The following is a 16,168-nucleotide window of genomic DNA, read 5'->3' on the forward strand; positions in this document are numbered from 1 at the left end:
CAACAGGCATTATAGTTAGTTAATTAACGAGTCCAGAATCCTCAACGAGTTGTTTGTATAGATCGTGCTGTTCTTGTAAAAAGGCTTTAGTTTCTTCACTATTCTTATAGAAACCTTCCCAGTCGTTGTTTTCGAGAATTTTCTTCCATTCATCTGTTTTAACCATTTTGCTTAATTTTTCATCCCAATAAGCGATTTCTTCTTCTGTCATGTCTGGAGGTCCCATGATGCCTCTCCAATGAGGGAAGACCATGTCAACTCCCGCTTCCTTCCAAGTTGGAACATCTTCAATTCCTTTTACAGGCTTTTCAGAGGAGACGGCTAAAATTTTCAGTTTGCCGGCAAGATGCTGGTCTTTAACTTCTGAAAGGGAAGTGGTAACAGCATCGACGTGTCCGCCAAGCAAGGCTGTTACTACATCTCCGCCGCCTTCATACACCAGAAAGTTCAGCTGAGAAGGATTTATGCCAAACTCACTTGCTGCCTGTACGAGTGAGAGATGATCGTCATTACCAAGACCAGGTCCTACACCAATCTTTATAGAAGCAGGATCAGCCTTGGTGGCTTTTAGGAACTCGGATGCTGTGCTGAATTTAGAATCTGCTGGGACAGCAAGTGCCTGCCATTCAGTTGCTAGTGTAGCGATAGGGGTGAAGTCTTTGTATGTTAGCTCACTTTGACCTAGCAGGTTGTTTGTCAGAACGAGGCTTGAGTTGACAGCCAGAGAATGCGAATCCTGCGACTTTAAGTATTTCCAGCCAACTTCACCACCGCCGCCAGGTTTATTGACGACATTAATGTTCTCTTTAACTAGTTCTTGTCCTGATAATACTTTTTCAAGAGAACGTGCGGTTAAATCCCAGCCGCCACCTGGTGAAGCAGGTGCGACGATTTCAATATTTTGAGTTGGGTAGTCTCCATTTCCTGAAGCACTGCCTGAACAGGCTGTCATGAAGAGGAGAAGTAAGAGAATGGGAATCATAGCTAACTTTCGCAATACAAACACTCCTTTAATAGTTTAGTCCCTGTGTACCTGCGCTGCAGCAAATAGGCGATGTGAAGGACTGATTACCATCATCGTACCGCTACAGCTGATTTAGTGTAAACGTTTCCAAAATAATGTTTTTTAAAAATTTAAAAAACATTTTGTGCGTTTTGTTCACAAAATGTTCATATGAACCAGTATGTTAATTGTGCCAATAATAACGCCGTTCAGGACGGCCAACGATGCCGTATACTTGTTCTACCGAGGCTTCATGAATCCCAACTAAATACTCCAGGTACCTTCTTGCAGTTGTACGGGAAGCTCCAATGCGTTCTCCGGCTTTTTCTGATGTAATGCCTTCACTCTCTTGCTGGAGGATCTGCTTTATTTTATCTAATGTCCGATAATCAATGCCAGTGGGGAGAGAGGGGGCCTTCTGCCTTTTTGGTCCCGGATCTGAACCAAATACCTCTCGCAGCATGTCTTTATTTACTTCATTCGTTGACTGAAGGATTTCTTTCTTTTTCTGATAGCGTTCCAGTGAGTCTTGAAATTGTTCGATGGTTACGGGTTTGATTAAGTAGTCTTGCACCCCGTAATTGATCGCTTTTTCTAAAAACGCCTTATCTGTTGCAGCCGTGATCATAATGATATCAACGTGAGGGTGTTGTTCTCTAATTTTGTGGAGAAGTTCTGTCCCAAGCTCATCTGGCATATACACATCCAGCAGAAGCAGGTCTACTGGATGGTCCTCCAACAATTGCAGTGTTTCCCCGGCGTCACCAGCTTTTCCTATCAACTCCATATTCCCTTTCTTAGCCAAAAACTCTTCATGAATTTGTGCTACTCGAAAGTCATCCTCAGCTATCACTACGCGAAACATGAAACATCCTCTCCTTTTTAGGTGTTTTTCTTTATATGCTTAGGAAGTATGATGGTAAAAATGGTTCCTTCCTGTGCTTGGCTGCTAATTTCGATGGAGCCTTCTAACATGTCCACTTCCTCTTTTACATTGGCAAGTCCGTATCCTCGATCGTTCCCTTTTAGAGAAAATCCTTTTTCAAATATGCGTTCTCCAACACCGTCTCCTAATCCCTGACCACCATCTGCTATTTCAAAGATAATGTCGTTCCCAAGGTCTGTAACAAAGAATGAGACATTCTTAGCTGGTTGTGCAGCCACTGCCTCAAAAGCATTGTTGATCAGATTTCCTATAATTACAATCAGAGGTGATAGTTGAATGTGGGAGGGTAAAGGGTCCAGCGAACTTCCGTCCTCGATTGAGAAGTTGATTTTCTTCTCAGAGGCTTTGGCAAATTTACCTAGCAGGATCGCCTGTACTTTCTCGTCACGGATATCCCTAAAGAACATAGACGTGACTTGCTCCTGAGTATGAGCTTCTTCCTGAATCAATTGAATCGCTTGTTCATATTTTCCGAGTTGGATCATTCCTAAAATTACATAGAGTTTACTAGTGAATTCGTGCGCTTGGGCCCTAAGATCTTCAGAATACTGTCTGACTTCAGAGATCGCATCGATCATTTTTTTAATTTCAGTCTTATCCCTGAAACTAACTACTGTTCCTGTTCTATTATGCTCCGCAAAAATAGGGCGGCTGTTAACGATAACTGTTTTATCTTTATATTGAAGTTCTTTATTGACGATCCCTTTCTCAGAATGGACTAAATCAAGCAGCTGAGGTGAAGTAATCACATCATGGATGTTGTGATGCTCAATCTGGTCTGGCAGTTCGAGGAGTTCACGAGCAGACAAATTAATCATTGTAATTGTCCCATTATGATCAAAGGCAATCATCCCTTCTTTCACGGATTGCAATACAGCATTCCTCTCTCGATAAAGGGCAGATATTTCAAAAGGTTCAAGTCCGAGAGTGTCTTTGCGAATACTTCTGGCCAGGAAGATACTGCCGGCAATTCCAAGGAGAAAAACGGTCCCTGAAGCCATAATGATTTTTTTAATATCAGAGGCAATTTCACTATGTATCGATTGCATTTGAAACGCTACGGCCACTGTACCTTCTACTTTTTTATAATCCCCGTAGTCGATGATGATAGGGGAAATCCCCTTGAGCAGTTGTTCTTCACCATCGTTAGTCTGCAGAACATAATTACTTCCGTACACTAATGCCCGGTAGTGATCTTTAATGGGAACAGATTCGGGCTTTTCTGCCCCGGCGTATCCGTAGATGTCTCCTTCCCGATTTACAATTTTTATTGCTGAAGCTTCCACTTCTTCTTTAATTTGATCAGCCAGTTGATCCATTTCATCTGTTGGTCTGTCAGACAGGAAGGACTGCTGGATAACCGGCATATAAGAGAGCGTTATCGCTGTCTGGATAGCCAGATTCTCTGCATTTTCGACATCTTCGTTTGATTCCATGTAGGCCACCATAAAAGTAACCAGGCTCAGGACTAACAACAGCAGAAAAATAACTAATCCTAAAATCTTAACTTGAAGGGAAACTCTTAGAAGTTTTTCCATAAAGACCTCCATATTGTAAGTCTGAAGTTGAGCTTTTCTAGTATTCTAGCATAATCAAGGGTTGATAGTGAGCCATGTTTTAATGGCCCGTGCTAAATAGTCGCTAAGTTTGAGCAATCGCAATAGCGGATACAGTAAATTAAACTCTTCGAAAAGGAAGTGAGATAGATGAAAGCTGTCACATTTCAAGGAAAAGAGCAAATGGTTACGAAGGAAGTGGAAACACCTTCTATTCAGAAAAATGACGACATGATTGTCAGAATAACGGCTAGTGGAATATGCGGATCAGACCTTCACTTATATAAAGGTGGGATCAAACCTGAACAAGATTATGTGGTAGGCCATGAACCGATGGGCATCGTGGAAGAAGTAGGACCCGATGTAAAGCACCTTAAGAAAGGTGACCGGGTCGTGATTCCTTTTAATATTGGATGCGGAGAATGCTATTACTGTAAAAATCAAATGGAAAGTCAATGTGATGAATCCAATCCCCACGGCGAGATTGGCGGTTTATTTGGGTTTACAGAAATGTTCGGGAATTACCCGGGCGGCCAGGCTGAATATCTTCGTGTGCCTTATGCAGACTTTACTTCATTTAAAGTGCCGGAATCCAGCAGCTTAGATGATGAAAGTGTTATGTTCTTGTCCGATGTGATTCCAACAGCGTACTGGAGTGTAGAGCACAGTGGTGTGAGTGAAGGGGACACGGTAATTGTCCTCGGAAGCGGTCCAATCGGATTGATGGCACAAAAATTCGCCAAATTAAAAGGAGCGGAGCGTGTGATTGCTGTAGACCAGGTTGATCACCGCCTTGACCATGCTGGACGTACGAATAACGTCGAGACGTACAATTTCAGAACGAATGAGGAAATTGGCTCTCTTTTACACGAAGAAACGAAAGGCGGAGCTGATGTTGTGATTGATTGTGTCGGAATGGACGGAACAGTTCCGCCAAACGAGGAGTTTGGTTCAGAATTCGACAATCAGTTCGGTACAATCAGCCCAATTAAGACGGCTTCACAGTCCGTTCGTAAATTTGGAACCGTACAGCTGACGGGTGTATATGGAACGGAAGCAAACGGTTTTCCAATCGGAGACTTCTTCAGCCGCAATATTTCGCTGAAGATGGGACAGGCACCGGTCATTCACCTGATGCCTAAACTCTATGATATGATTGAAAATAATGAGTTTGATCCGACCGATATTATTACGCATCGCATGTCACTCGATGAAGCCCCTAAAGGGTACGACATTTTTGATAAAAAAGAAGACGGAAACATTAAAGTCATTTTAAAACCTTAGATATAGAAGCTAACCGCACCTTTTTAGTTACAACTGAAGGTGCGGTTTTTATAGTTTTATAGATGGAAATTTTCCTAAGAGTACGGAAAGGGTTAAAAATGGACTCATAAGAAATGGTAAATGTCATATAATTTAGATAGAGTACAAATAATTTAGAACCTTCAGAAATCCATTGACACCCATTTTACATCATTGATAATATGTTTTTAAGCGAATCATTAACTGTCAAATCTAACAGACTCTATTTATGAAGTAGAGCAATCCTTAGATTAGAGCCAGTTATATAGACGGGGAGTTCTATGTGTATTTCTCTGTCCATATAACTGGCTCTTTATTTTCTATCCATAAGTTTTCAACGTATGAGCAGTGGTTTTATGAAGGTTTGAAAGCGGTTTCTATACTAATTTTACGAGGGAGAGATGAAGATGAAAGATTTATTCGAGTTGGACAAAAAACATTTTATTCACCCGACATCATCTATTAAGCAGCAGCAAGAGAAAGGTGCCAAATCTATCATGAAAGAAGGAAACGGCGTCTATTTAACAGATACAGAAGGGAAAACGTATATCGATGCGATGTCGTCGCTATGGAATGTCAATATTGGTCATGGGAGAAAAGAACTGGCTGAAGCAGCTAAACAGCAAATGGAGTCACTGGCTTTTAGTTCGGCGTTTTCCACGTTCAGTAATGAACCAGCCATTCTGCTGGCGGAAAAGATTGCCCAACTCGCACCAGATGGTTTAAATGCGGTGTTCTTCACGTCTGGCGGTTCGGAGTCCAACGATTCAGCTTTCAAATTAATTCGTCATTACTGGAAGATAAAAGGAGAACCTGAGCGTGACAAAATTATTGCCCTTAAAAAGGGATATCACGGTGTAGCCACTGCTTCTACAAGTGCGACGGGTATCCCTCAGTTTTGGGAAATGGCCGGTCTTACGGTTCCCGGTTTTATCCATGCAGAATCTCCTTATGAACGAGGTACGAAACCATCGATCGATTCCATCCGAGAAGTCATTGAACGGGAAGGCCGGGAAAATATTGCTGCCTTTATTGCGGAGCCGGTTCAAGGTGCCGGCGGTGTTTTGGTTCCTCCTGAAGATTACTTTCAAGAGATCCGGCAGCTGTGTGATGATTATGGCATTTTGTTTGTGGCCGATGAGGTGATTACAGGATTTGGCCGGACCGGAAAGATGTTTGGACTCGAACATTCTGGGGTCATTCCAGACATGATGACGTTTGCTAAAGGAGTGACGAGCGGCTATATTCCGCTCGGCGGTGTTGTGGTATCAGACGCGATTCATAATGTCTTAAAGGAAAAATCAACTGGAACGCTTTTTCACGGATTTACGTACAGCGGTCATCCAACAGCAGCGGCGGTAGCATTGAAAAATATCGACATCATTGAACGAGAAGGTCTTGTGGCTAACTCAAAAGCGATGGGGGACGAATTGTTAAAGGGGTTCAGGCAAATTAAGAACAAGTTAAACATCGTAGGTGATGTACGTATGGTCGGCTTACTTGGGGCGATGGAACTCGTGGAGGACCCTGCGACGAACAAACGCTTTTCGCCAGAGCTGCAGGTAGCCTCTAAAGTGATTGAAGCCCTGCATGAACGAGGGGTTATTTGTCGGGCGGTCACTTATGACAGCACGGATATTATTTGTTTTGCGCCGCCATTAATTTTGAACAAGGAACAAGCTCAAACAATCGTGACAAAATTACATGATGCGGTATTATCCGTACAAAAACAGCTTGGTGATCGAGTGTCGTCATAAGTCATTGCTTCACTGCAAATTCCAAACTGGGGGGTCATTATCATGCATGATCAAAAACTAGTAAAGGTGCTTGGGAATAAAGATGTTCTCGCTCTTGCTTTTGGGGCAATGATTGGATGGGGCTGGGTCGTGACTGCGGGACTGTGGATTACCGAGGCAGGTTCGCTTGGAGCGATCCTTGCCTTCGCTTTAGGAGGTCTTCTCGTTACCTTTGTCGGTCTGACGTACGCCGAACTTGCCTCTGCCCTCCCTCTGACTGGAGGGGAGCATGTGTACAGTTTTAAGGCGATGGGCAGAGTGGCTTCATTTGTTACCACGTGGTCGATCATCCTCGGCTATGTATCCGTCGTTGCTTTTGAGGCAGTGGCCCTGCCGACGGTTTTTGAGTATTTAATTCCAGGTTACAGCCAGGGGCATCTTTACACCATTGCCGGCTGGGACGTGACAGCGACGTGGGCGGGAGTCGGCATTATTGGATCGGTTTTAATCACATGGATTAATTACCGTGGCATTAAATTAACGACTTCGATTACGTTCATTTTAACACTGCTAATTATCATTGCCGGAATTTTATTAATAACGGGTGGTACAGCGGCAGGTAATGTACAAAATATGCAGCCGCTGTTTGATAAAGGGATGGCTGGATTATTGACCGTCATTATTATGACACCTTTTATGTTTGTAGGATTCGATGTGATTCCGCAGGCTGCTGAGGAGATCAATCTCCCGCGTAAGAAAATTGGCCAGCTATTAATCTTCTCTGTTCTGCTCGCTGTTACCTGGTATATTCTCGTTATTTTTGGAGTGTCTCGGATCATGCCTCCATCGGCCATTCAAGAATCAGCATTGGTGACAGCCGATGCAATGGCAGCGGCATTTGGAGGCAGCACGCTTATGGGGAACATTCTTGTACTAGGTGGAATTGGCGGGATTTTAACAAGCTGGATCGGTTTCTATGTTGGAGGCAGCCGTGCTATTTACGCACTTGCGAAGGCGGGAATGCTGCCTAAATCACTGGGGGAACTTCATCCAAAGTACAACACACCATATAAAGCGATTTTAGCGATCGGCGTTTTATCCACGATCGCACCATTGTTCGGCCGGCCCGCTCTCGTATGGTTAGTTGATGCGGGCGGGTTAGGACTAGTCGTGGCCTGGTTGATGGTGGCGGTCTCCTTTATCATCCTTCGGAAAAAGAGCCCTGACATGCATCGCCCTTTCCGTTTGCGGGGAGGAACTACGATCGGCTGGATAGCTGTGCTCATGTCGCTCGGCATATGTGTGCTCTACATGCCAGGTATGCCTTCAGCCCTCATTTGGCCTTATGAATGGATTATCGTTCTCTCTTGGATGGTGCTCGGAGCGGTTCTCTATAACATTTCAATCGCGAAATATGGAACAGAGAACTCTGATCACCATATGAATCAGGAGATAGATCGGGTCCTGAATGAGGACGATCCACACTCTGACATCTCTCACACAAGTTAACAAAAAGTAGTCTTCAATCGTAATTTTGGCACCATAACATGATCAGTTTTTTATAAGAAAAAATACTATGAGGCTGGGACATAACTAAATCTCTTGAGTGAAAAGACGAACGAATTGCTGTTTTAGCGAAGTATATTTTCGTAGCGTTTTATATGCAACAATTATAGTTTTTAATTAGTTCGGATTTTCATTTGATAAAAACTTTTGTCCCAGCCTTCTTCAATTAGGAGTGTCTCGTAATGAAGCAACCATTGGAAGGAATCAAAGTTCTCGACTTGTCACGTGTATTGGCCGGCCCGTTAGGATCCATGCAGCTGGCAGATCTCGGCGCTGAAGTGATCCGTGTCGAAGCTCCCGGAGGCAAAGATGATATTCGCCACTGGTGGCCGTTTGTTAAAGAAGAAAGCACGTACTATCTATCAGCTAATCGCAATAAAAAATCGATGACTATTAATCTGAAGCAGGAAGAAGGAAAAGACCTTTTTAAAAAAATGACAGCCCAGGCTGATGTGGTGATCGAAAATTTTAAAACAGGAACGTTAGATCGGCTTGGGTTAGGATTCGACAAACTGAAACAGCAGAAGGAAGATATTATTCTTTGCTCGGTGACCGGTTACGGACAGACTGGTCCTTATAAGCATCTTCCTGGTTATGATCCTGTTATTCAAGCAGTTGGAGGGTTGATGGATATTACCGGAAACCCAGAGGGTGAAGCGACACGGGTAGGGACACCTGTCGTCGATATTATGACCTCTCATTATGTGGCCATCAGTGTGCTGGCAGCTTTAAGAAAGCGTGATTTAACAGGGGAGGGAGAGCATATTGACTTATCACTTCTTGATATTCAGGTGGCTTCCCTCGGCAATATATCCAGCAGTTACCTGTTAAAAGGTCATGTTTCTGAACGAATGGGCAACGCCCACGGCAACATCACACCATACGAGACGTTTCATTGCGCCGACAAGCCGATTATGGTCGCTGCGGGAAATGATCGGATGTTTTATCAGCTGGCAGAGGTAATGGGCCATCCGGAATGGAAAGAAGAAGTAAGATTTAAGACGAATGCCAATCGTATTGAAAATAGGCAGGAATTAAGAGGTCTATTGGAGAAGGAGTTTTTGAAAAGGGGCGCAGATGAATGGGAACAGCAATTATCTTCTCGTAATATCCCATGTGGACCTGTGAACAATGTGCAGCAAGTTTTTGACCATCCGCAAGTCAAAGCGCGAGATATGGTAGAGGTCAATGACCATCCTAAACTCGGGAAGGTACGCACCGTACGTAATCCCATCAAATTTAAGCATACGAACATATCTGCAAGGTCCCACCCTCCTATGTTAGGGGAGCATACAGCTGATTTATTAAAAGAATTTGGTTTATCAGAAGAGGAGGTTGCTGAACTTAAAAACAAGGGGTCTATATAAATGTTTGTTCATGGTCTTTATTTCATCCGTTGAGGTGCCGAAATTCTGGCATTAAAGTGACGAATATTGAGCGCATTTTTTAAGGTAACGGGGGTATGGAGATGGCGAATGCGAAAGAAATGCTCCAGGCGATTTTAAGTACCATTGATGAAGGCATTCATGCAGTAGATGCAAATGGAGTGACGATTTTCTATAACCATATCGCATCAAAGCTCGATGGCTTAGAGACCAAGGAAGTGTTAGGAAAGCACTTATTAAGTAATTTTCCTTCCTTATCTACGGAAACAAGTACGTTAATGAAGGTCTGTCAGACGGGAGAGCCTATTTTCAACCAACATCAATCGTACCGTAACCTTCGCGGCGTACTCGTGGATACTGTGAACACTTCGCTGCCCATCAAGGTGAATGGCAAGCTAGTTGGAGCAGTGGAAATTGCCAAAGACTTAACGAGAATTAAGCAATTATCGGAAAAGCTAATCGATTTACAGGCGAAAATGGATACAACAAGTAGTCTGAAGAAATCAGCAGACAACAGTACGGGGGCCACTTTTCACATGACTGATATCATTACAAAAGACCCCAGTTTTCTTAAATTGAAATCCAGGGCTGAAAAGGTTGCTTCCACTACATCACCGGTTTTAATTTATGGTGAAACAGGGACAGGGAAAGAACTGCTCGTGCAATCGATTCATAATGCCTCACCGCGTCACAAACAGCCATTTATTGCCCAAAACTGTGCCGCTATCCCGTCTTCGCTGCTGGAAAGTATTTTATTTGGAACCGCTAAAGGCAGCTATACAGGGGCCACAGACCGCCCAGGATTATTTGAATTGGCGGATGGGGGTACACTGTTTCTGGATGAACTGAGCAGCATGCCGATCGATATTCAGGCCAAGCTGCTCAGGGTGTTGCAGAACGGTGTGATCCGAAGAGTCGGCGGGACGAAGGAAAGGGCTTTGAACCTCCGAATTATCGCTGCATTAAATGAACCGCCTGAAGTCTGTGTCCGGGAGAAGAGGCTGCGATCCGATCTATATTTTCGACTTAACGTAGTGCCGCTCCACATTCCAAAGCTAAAAGACAGACGTTGTGATATTCCGTTGTTAGTAGATCACTTTGTGCAAAAGTACAATTTCCAATTTGGAAAGCTTGTGACAAAAGTGGATAAAAGTGTAAAGGAGATGTTTCACCATTATGAATGGCCGGGAAATGTTCGCGAGTTAGAACATGCGATTGAATCAGCTATGAACATGGTGGAGGGGGATCGAATCTTAACGGAGCACTTACCACCGCATATTACTGAAAATTGTGCTGCGATGCCCCGTCCTCCTTTGCAGCCTCTTAGACAAGTGCTAATGGAAACAGAAGAACGATTGATCACACAGGCGTTGCAGCAAACGAACGGCAACATTCAGCAAGCCGCTAAATTGCTGCAAATTCCCCGTCAAACCTTACAATATAAATCGAATAAATTGAAGCTGTCGTAAGTAACCGCCGGAAATTCGGCGGTTTTTTTATGTCCTCCAGCAAAATCACCCCTTGAATGAAATGCGAATAGATTACAGTAAGTTAATTTTTCTTGTGTTATCAAGGTTTTTAACTATAGATCTATGTTTTGGCACGTAACTTGCTTTAGTAATAAGTGAGATTTAACTTCTTGCGCCAAAAACATTTAGAAAACAGCCTTTCAATTAACAAGTGTGCCGGAACTTCGAAAGTGAAAGGAGAGGGTGAAATGGTGTTAAAAGCTTCAACACATCATGAAGAATCACATTCATCAATGGATCATACAGCGGCTCCGCTTTATGAGGCGCTTTGCTCGTATGAAAAGAGTCAACGAACGTCTTTACACGTTCCAGGCCATAAAGATGGGCGTGTATTTGACGAAGAAGCTCTAGGTCGGTTTGCGAACATATTAAAAATTGATGCGACGGAATCAGTAGGGATTGATGGGCTGCATCATCCCACTAATTTCATCGCAGATGCCCAAGCGCTGGCTGCTGATGCCTTTGGAGCTGATCATACATTTTTTCTGATTGGCGGGAGTACAGTTGGAAATATCGGGGCTGCCTTAACTTTATGCAGTCCAGGTGATCAAATTATCGTTCAGCGCAATATGCATAAATCTGTTTTCCACGGGCTGATGGTTGCCGGGGCACATCCTATTTTTATTGCTCCGTCCATTGAACCAACCACTAAAGTGGCCAAGGTTTCTGATCTTTCGTATATCGAAAAGGCATTGAAAGATCATCCTGATGCGAAGGGAGTATGGATTACCAACCCGAATTATTACGGCATGAGTCAGGACATTTCCTCATTAGCTAAAGCTTGCCATCAGGCAGGGGTGCCTCTTGTCGTAGATGAAGCACATGGCCCCCATTTTGGGCAGGCGGCAGAGCTCCCGCCTTCAGCGCTTTCGCAAGGAGCAGATCTTGTTGTGCAGTCCACTCATAAAATGTTAACAGCGATGACGATGGCTTCCATGCTTCATGTGAAAGAGGATCTTGTGTCTCGTGAGCGGCTGGGGCAGGTGCTCGGAATGATTCAATCGACAAGTCCTTCCTACCCGCTGCTAGCTTCCCTTGATTTAGCGAGACGGTTTTTAGTCATAAAAGGACGTTCACAAATTAAAAAAACAGTGGAGCGTCTGGAAAAAAGAAGACGGTCGCTTGATTTGGAATTGCAGGCGCTTACTATCTGGGGCGGGAGTCAGGCGGTTAATCACAGGGATCCATTGAAATGGATTATATCAAGTAAGGATCAGACGATTTCCGGATTTCAATTGCTCGATGAATTTTATGATCTAGACTGTACCGCAGAGATTTGTGATCCCAGAAATGTCGGATTTTTATTTTCAATCGATGAACGTGATGAAGATATCGAGGTCGTGGTCGCTAAGATTAAAGAGATGGATAAGAAGCTGCAAGCTAGGAAGGCTGGCATCCCAGCTGATAAATCTGATATGGTCCTTTTTGAAAAAGAAGGGACACTACAAAAGCCGGCTTTATCGTTGCATGAAGCCTTTCACAAACCACGAAAGCGAGCTGGCTTACAGGAAGCTGTTGGATGTATATGTGGCGAAATGGTTCTTCCTTATCCACCAGGCATCCCTCTGCTGACACCTGGCGAAAAAATCACCGCCGACCATGTTAGTACAATTCGTCGATTAAAGGATATGGGAGCATATTTCCAAAGCCCCTCTGATGATAGTATGAGAACTTTATATGTACTCTGCTAGCTCAGACATTGGCGCTTTGTAAAGTGAGATTTTGGAGTAAAGATACTAGATAATCAGGAGGTTTTATTCATGACAGATCAATTATATACAGCAAAACAGTCAGAGTTAGAAGAGTTAGATAAACGGCATTACCTGCATCCGACTACGATTCCAAAAGCTCATGCCGAGCAAGGTCCGAAACTCACTTTTTCAGAGGGCGAAGGCATTTACGTACGGGATTTAAATGGTGAAACCTATATTGACGGGCTTTCCATGTTGTGGAATGTCAACCTGGGTCACGGACAGCAAGAGCTTGCCGAAGTGGCGAAAGAACAAATGACGAAACTGGCTTTCAGTTCGTCCTTTGCCGGTTATTCCAATGAACCGGCTGTCAGACTGGCTGAGAAATTAGCAGCACTTGCACCAGGTGATCTGAATTCGGTTTTCTACACGTCGGGTGGTTCGGAATCGAATGATACGGCCTTTAAATTATCTCGTTTCTACTGGTCCTTGAAAGGTAAACCTGAGAAAAAGAAAATCATCAGTATTAAGAACGGCTATCATGGAGTTACGATTGCCGCGCAGACCGCGACGGCGATCCCGCTCTTCCATGATTTCGCAGGATCAAACATTTCAGATGTATTCCACGCCAACCCGCATCTTGTCAATTGTGAACGAGGCGATAAAAGTGATCCTCATTATGAGGGCTCTATCCGGCATATTGTGGAAAAGGAGGGGGCTGACACAATCGCTGCCGTCATTCTGGAACCTGTTCAGGGGTCTGGTGGTGTTCACGTTCCTCCGGAAGGATATTTGGAAGCGGTACGAGAATTATGTAATGAATACGGAATTTTAATGATCGCGGATGAAGTGATTTGTGGATTCGGACGAACGGGTAAAATGTTCGGCGTGCAGAACTGGGGTGTTGTGCCTGATTTAATGAGTGTAGCCAAAGGGATTTCAAGCGGCTACTCCCAGCTGGGGGCTGTGTTGATTAAAGAAACTATTCGGGATGTGCTCGTCCAGTATGATCAAGTGCTGGCTCATGGTTTTACTTACAGCGGTCATCCAACAGCGTGTGCCGTGGCTATGAAAAACATTGAAATTATCGAGCGGGACCAAATTGTAGCCAACACGAAGAACATGGAGTTTGAACTTCAGGCTGGATTTGAATTTTTGAAGGATAAACATCCTACCGTCACCAAAACAAGAGCAGCGGGATTGTTAGCAGGAATTGAACTGTACGCCGATCGCGACCGCGGCCTGCCATTCCATCCATCGGTTCTTCCATCGGCAGAAGTGGTAGAAGAATGCTTCTCACGCAAATTAATCTTGCGAGCCCTTTCGTCAAATGTGGGAAGGAATATCGTCGCCATCGCACCGCCGTTGATCATTAATAAACAACAAATCGAAGATATTATCACGATTTTAGACGATTCGATCTCCGTATTTGAAAAAAAGTTTTGTTAAAAAGGCATCACAGGAAAGGAGCCGGAATGGATCATGAGGAAGCTGGTACTCCAAGGTACGCCAAAAGAAATAGGCAGGCAGCATGGAAGTCAGGGAAAAGCGGAAGTGCTGAAAAGTTTGCAAACCTACGAAAAACTCTTTCACGGATATAAAGGCATCAGCTGGGAGGAGGCTAAGACACTTGCTCGTGAGCATTTGCCGGCAATTGAACGATATGACCGGGAGCTGATCGAAGAAATGGAAGGTGTCGCTGAAGGTGCGGGGGTAGAATTCGATGATATTCTCACTCTGAACGCCCGCAGTGAAATTGCTTTAGCCAATTATAAAGGGGCCAACTTCTCCGATGGCTGCACCGCCATTGCAGTAACGGCTCCACTCACCACAGAGACGATAATTGGGCAGAATTGGGATTGGAAACCCGACCAAAAACAAAGTCTTCTGCTGCTCGAAATCCATAACCAGCCAAATCCGGTCATAACAATGGTAACGGAAGGCGGCATTATTGGAAAAATCGGCTTTAATTCTGCCGGGATCGGGCTTTGCTTTAATGCCCTGCTGACAGATAAAAAATCGAATGAAATCCCGATCCATCTCGGATTGCGGGGGGTGTTAAATTCAAGTTCTCTCCATGAAGCCATCTCGAAAATTAAAGGCGGCCAAATTGCTGCCGCTGCCAGTTTAATTATCGGAATCGATGAAGGAAATGGGAAAGGGATGGCACTGAATGTGGAAGTCTCTCCACTTGGCATTGATATGGTGGGAGGGGATGAAGGGAAATTGGTTCACACCAATCACTTAGTCTCCCCCATTCTGAAACAGAAGCTTACAGACACAAGTGAATTTGTCTTCGATGATTCGATGATCCGCAAGAAAAGGGCAGAACAGTTGATCAATTCCAGAATTGCCAGGCAGCAGCCTATCGACGAAGCGGTATTCAGGGAATGGTTCTCCGATTCCTTTAATGCGCCGAATTCTATCGACCATTTTGAAAATATCCGCGCCCCGGAACATCGTCGCATGGAAACTATATTCTCTATCATTATGAATCTATCACAGCGTAAGGTTTGGCTTTGCGAAGGTCATCCTTCAGAGAACAAGTTCGAGGAAATTCAGTAAGGAAACAGCTTTTGTCGTTTATCGGAGAGAGAATGAAAAACGATCTTTCTCCTCCTTAAATAAGAGACGTCTCGATCCATACTTGTTCAAACTCATTGTGAAAAAGGAGAGAAATTTATGGACCATACTCATCAAAAGCATTCTGATAAACAGATCATTATCCGCAACACCGAACTTGCGGATCTGGATGACGTAGCAGCTTTATCTCAACAAAGCTTTGGTTCAGAGGTAGCCTTTACCCAGGAACACTTTACCAGCCAAATTACGCTTTTTCCACAGGGACAAATACTAGCAGAAGTCGAGGGTCGAATCGTTGGAACGTCTTCATGCCTGATTGTTAATTTTGACGATTACAAAGGCAGGCACTCTTATGAGGAAATCTCGGATCACGGTTATATCCGCAACCATAATCCGAATGGGGTTAACCTCTATGGCGTCGAAGTTTGTGTCCACCCTGATTATCGGCAGTTGAAACTGGGGCGGCGCCTATATGAAGCTAGAAAAAAGCTTTGTCAGGATTTGAATTTAAAAAGTATCGTGATTGGCGGCCGGATTCCTCATTACCACAAATACGCTGTTCAAATGTCTGTAGAGGAATACGCGGATCAGGTCATTCAGGGGAATATCTATGACCCTGTCATGACCTTTCAATTAAAAAACGGTTTTGTGCTCAATGAGATTATTCCCGGATACTTACAAGGAGATGAAGAATCTTTAGAATATGCGACTTCGATGGAATGGCATAACGAAGACTATAAGCCTCGGGGATGAGGGCATATAGCCTGTGCCGCTATTTTCTGTTAGGGAAGAATCTTTGTCGTTAAGGCAGAACTTATGATCTGAAGGGACGAATCGATGGCTGCTAGGGCCGAATCTTCGAACCCCAAGG

General features: G+C 44.1%; 12 protein-coding genes. 9 read left to right on the forward strand and 3 right to left on the reverse strand.

The window, feature by feature from the left end:
- Window positions 1-19: 19 nt before the first annotated feature.
- The 3 genes from G6R08_RS15015 to G6R08_RS15025 form a co-directional block, all read right to left on the reverse strand.
- Window positions 20-997, reverse strand: coding sequence for a tripartite tricarboxylate transporter substrate binding protein (locus G6R08_RS15015; RefSeq protein WP_163528981.1), 978 nt, complete (start codon window positions 995-997; stop codon window positions 20-22).
- Window positions 998-1,187: 190 nt separating this feature from the next.
- Entirely contained in the window at window positions 1,188-1,868 is a 681-nt protein-coding gene (locus tag G6R08_RS15020) for a response regulator (RefSeq protein WP_163528982.1), read from the reverse strand.
- Window positions 1,869-1,885: 17 nt separating this feature from the next.
- Entirely contained in the window at window positions 1,886-3,487 is a 1,602-nt protein-coding gene (locus G6R08_RS15025; RefSeq protein WP_163528984.1) for a sensor histidine kinase, read from the reverse strand.
- Between the two features lie 168 nt (window positions 3,488-3,655).
- On the opposite strand from G6R08_RS15025, the gene G6R08_RS15030 reads away from it, so the two are divergent.
- The 9 genes from G6R08_RS15030 to G6R08_RS15070 all read left to right on the forward strand — a co-directional run bounded on the left by G6R08_RS15030 (window position 3,656) and on the right by G6R08_RS15070 (window position 16,050).
- A complete protein-coding gene (locus G6R08_RS15030) occupies window positions 3,656-4,789 on the forward strand; it encodes a zinc-dependent alcohol dehydrogenase (protein WP_163528986.1) in 1,134 nt (377 codons plus the stop codon).
- A 425-nt stretch (window positions 4,790-5,214) separates the two neighbouring features.
- A complete protein-coding gene (locus G6R08_RS15035; protein ID WP_163528989.1) occupies window positions 5,215-6,564 on the forward strand; it encodes an aminotransferase family protein in 1,350 nt (449 codons plus the stop codon).
- Window positions 6,565-6,606: 42 nt separating this feature from the next.
- Window positions 6,607-8,052 (forward strand): APC family permease, encoded by a 1,446-nt coding sequence (locus G6R08_RS15040; RefSeq protein WP_163528990.1) that lies wholly within the window; start codon window positions 6,607-6,609, stop codon window positions 8,050-8,052.
- Between the two features lie 239 nt (window positions 8,053-8,291).
- Complete coding sequence (locus G6R08_RS15045; protein WP_163528992.1) at window positions 8,292-9,476, forward strand: CaiB/BaiF CoA transferase family protein; 1,185 nt, start codon at window positions 8,292-8,294, stop codon at window positions 9,474-9,476.
- A gap of 95 nt (window positions 9,477-9,571) precedes the next feature.
- The gene (locus tag G6R08_RS15050) at window positions 9,572-10,963 is read left to right on the forward strand and encodes a sigma-54 interaction domain-containing protein (RefSeq protein ID WP_163528994.1); all 1,392 of its coding nucleotides are present in this window, start codon (window positions 9,572-9,574) and stop codon (window positions 10,961-10,963) included.
- Between the two features lie 248 nt (window positions 10,964-11,211).
- On the forward strand, window positions 11,212-12,714 hold the full coding sequence (locus G6R08_RS15055) for an aminotransferase class I/II-fold pyridoxal phosphate-dependent enzyme (RefSeq protein ID WP_163528996.1): 1,503 nt from the start codon (window positions 11,212-11,214) through the stop codon (window positions 12,712-12,714).
- 69 nt (window positions 12,715-12,783) lie between these two features.
- Window positions 12,784-14,163, forward strand: coding sequence for an aminotransferase family protein (locus tag G6R08_RS15060; RefSeq protein ID WP_163528997.1), 1,380 nt, complete (start codon window positions 12,784-12,786; stop codon window positions 14,161-14,163).
- 33 nt (window positions 14,164-14,196) lie between these two features.
- A complete protein-coding gene (locus G6R08_RS15065) occupies window positions 14,197-15,279 on the forward strand; it encodes a C45 family autoproteolytic acyltransferase/hydrolase (protein ID WP_240339738.1) in 1,083 nt (360 codons plus the stop codon).
- A gap of 117 nt (window positions 15,280-15,396) precedes the next feature.
- A complete protein-coding gene (locus G6R08_RS15070; protein WP_163528999.1) occupies window positions 15,397-16,050 on the forward strand; it encodes a GNAT family N-acetyltransferase in 654 nt (217 codons plus the stop codon).
- The last annotated feature ends 118 nt before the right edge of the window (window positions 16,051-16,168 follow it).

The sequence above is a fragment of the Halobacillus ihumii genome, from assembly GCF_902726645.1.
GTDB classification, from domain to species: domain Bacteria; phylum Bacillota; class Bacilli; order Bacillales; family Halobacillaceae; genus Halobacillus_A; species Halobacillus_A ihumii.

Bases quoted from the DNA above. Each gene is read 5' to 3' on its own strand.
- G6R08_RS15020 (WP_163528982.1), bottom strand. From the start codon at position 1,868: ATGTTTCGCGTAGTGATAGCTGAGGATGACTTTCGAGTAGCACAAATT.
- G6R08_RS15025 (WP_163528984.1), bottom strand. From the start codon at position 3,487: ATGGAAAAACTTCTAAGAGTTTCCCTTCAAGTTAAGATTTTAGGATTA.
- G6R08_RS15030 (WP_163528986.1), top strand. From the start codon at position 3,656: ATGAAAGCTGTCACATTTCAAGGAAAAGAGCAAATGGTTACGAAGGAA.
- G6R08_RS15035 (WP_163528989.1), top strand. From the start codon at position 5,215: ATGAAAGATTTATTCGAGTTGGACAAAAAACATTTTATTCACCCGACA.
- G6R08_RS15040 (WP_163528990.1), top strand. From the start codon at position 6,607: ATGCATGATCAAAAACTAGTAAAGGTGCTTGGGAATAAAGATGTTCTC.
- G6R08_RS15045 (WP_163528992.1), top strand. From the start codon at position 8,292: ATGAAGCAACCATTGGAAGGAATCAAAGTTCTCGACTTGTCACGTGTA.
- G6R08_RS15050 (WP_163528994.1), top strand. From the start codon at position 9,572: ATGGAGATGGCGAATGCGAAAGAAATGCTCCAGGCGATTTTAAGTACC.
- G6R08_RS15055 (WP_163528996.1), top strand. From the start codon at position 11,212: ATGGTGTTAAAAGCTTCAACACATCATGAAGAATCACATTCATCAATG.
- G6R08_RS15060 (WP_163528997.1), top strand. From the start codon at position 12,784: ATGACAGATCAATTATATACAGCAAAACAGTCAGAGTTAGAAGAGTTA.
- G6R08_RS15065 (WP_240339738.1), top strand. From the start codon at position 14,197: ATGAGGAAGCTGGTACTCCAAGGTACGCCAAAAGAAATAGGCAGGCAG.
- G6R08_RS15070 (WP_163528999.1), top strand. From the start codon at position 15,397: ATGGACCATACTCATCAAAAGCATTCTGATAAACAGATCATTATCCGC.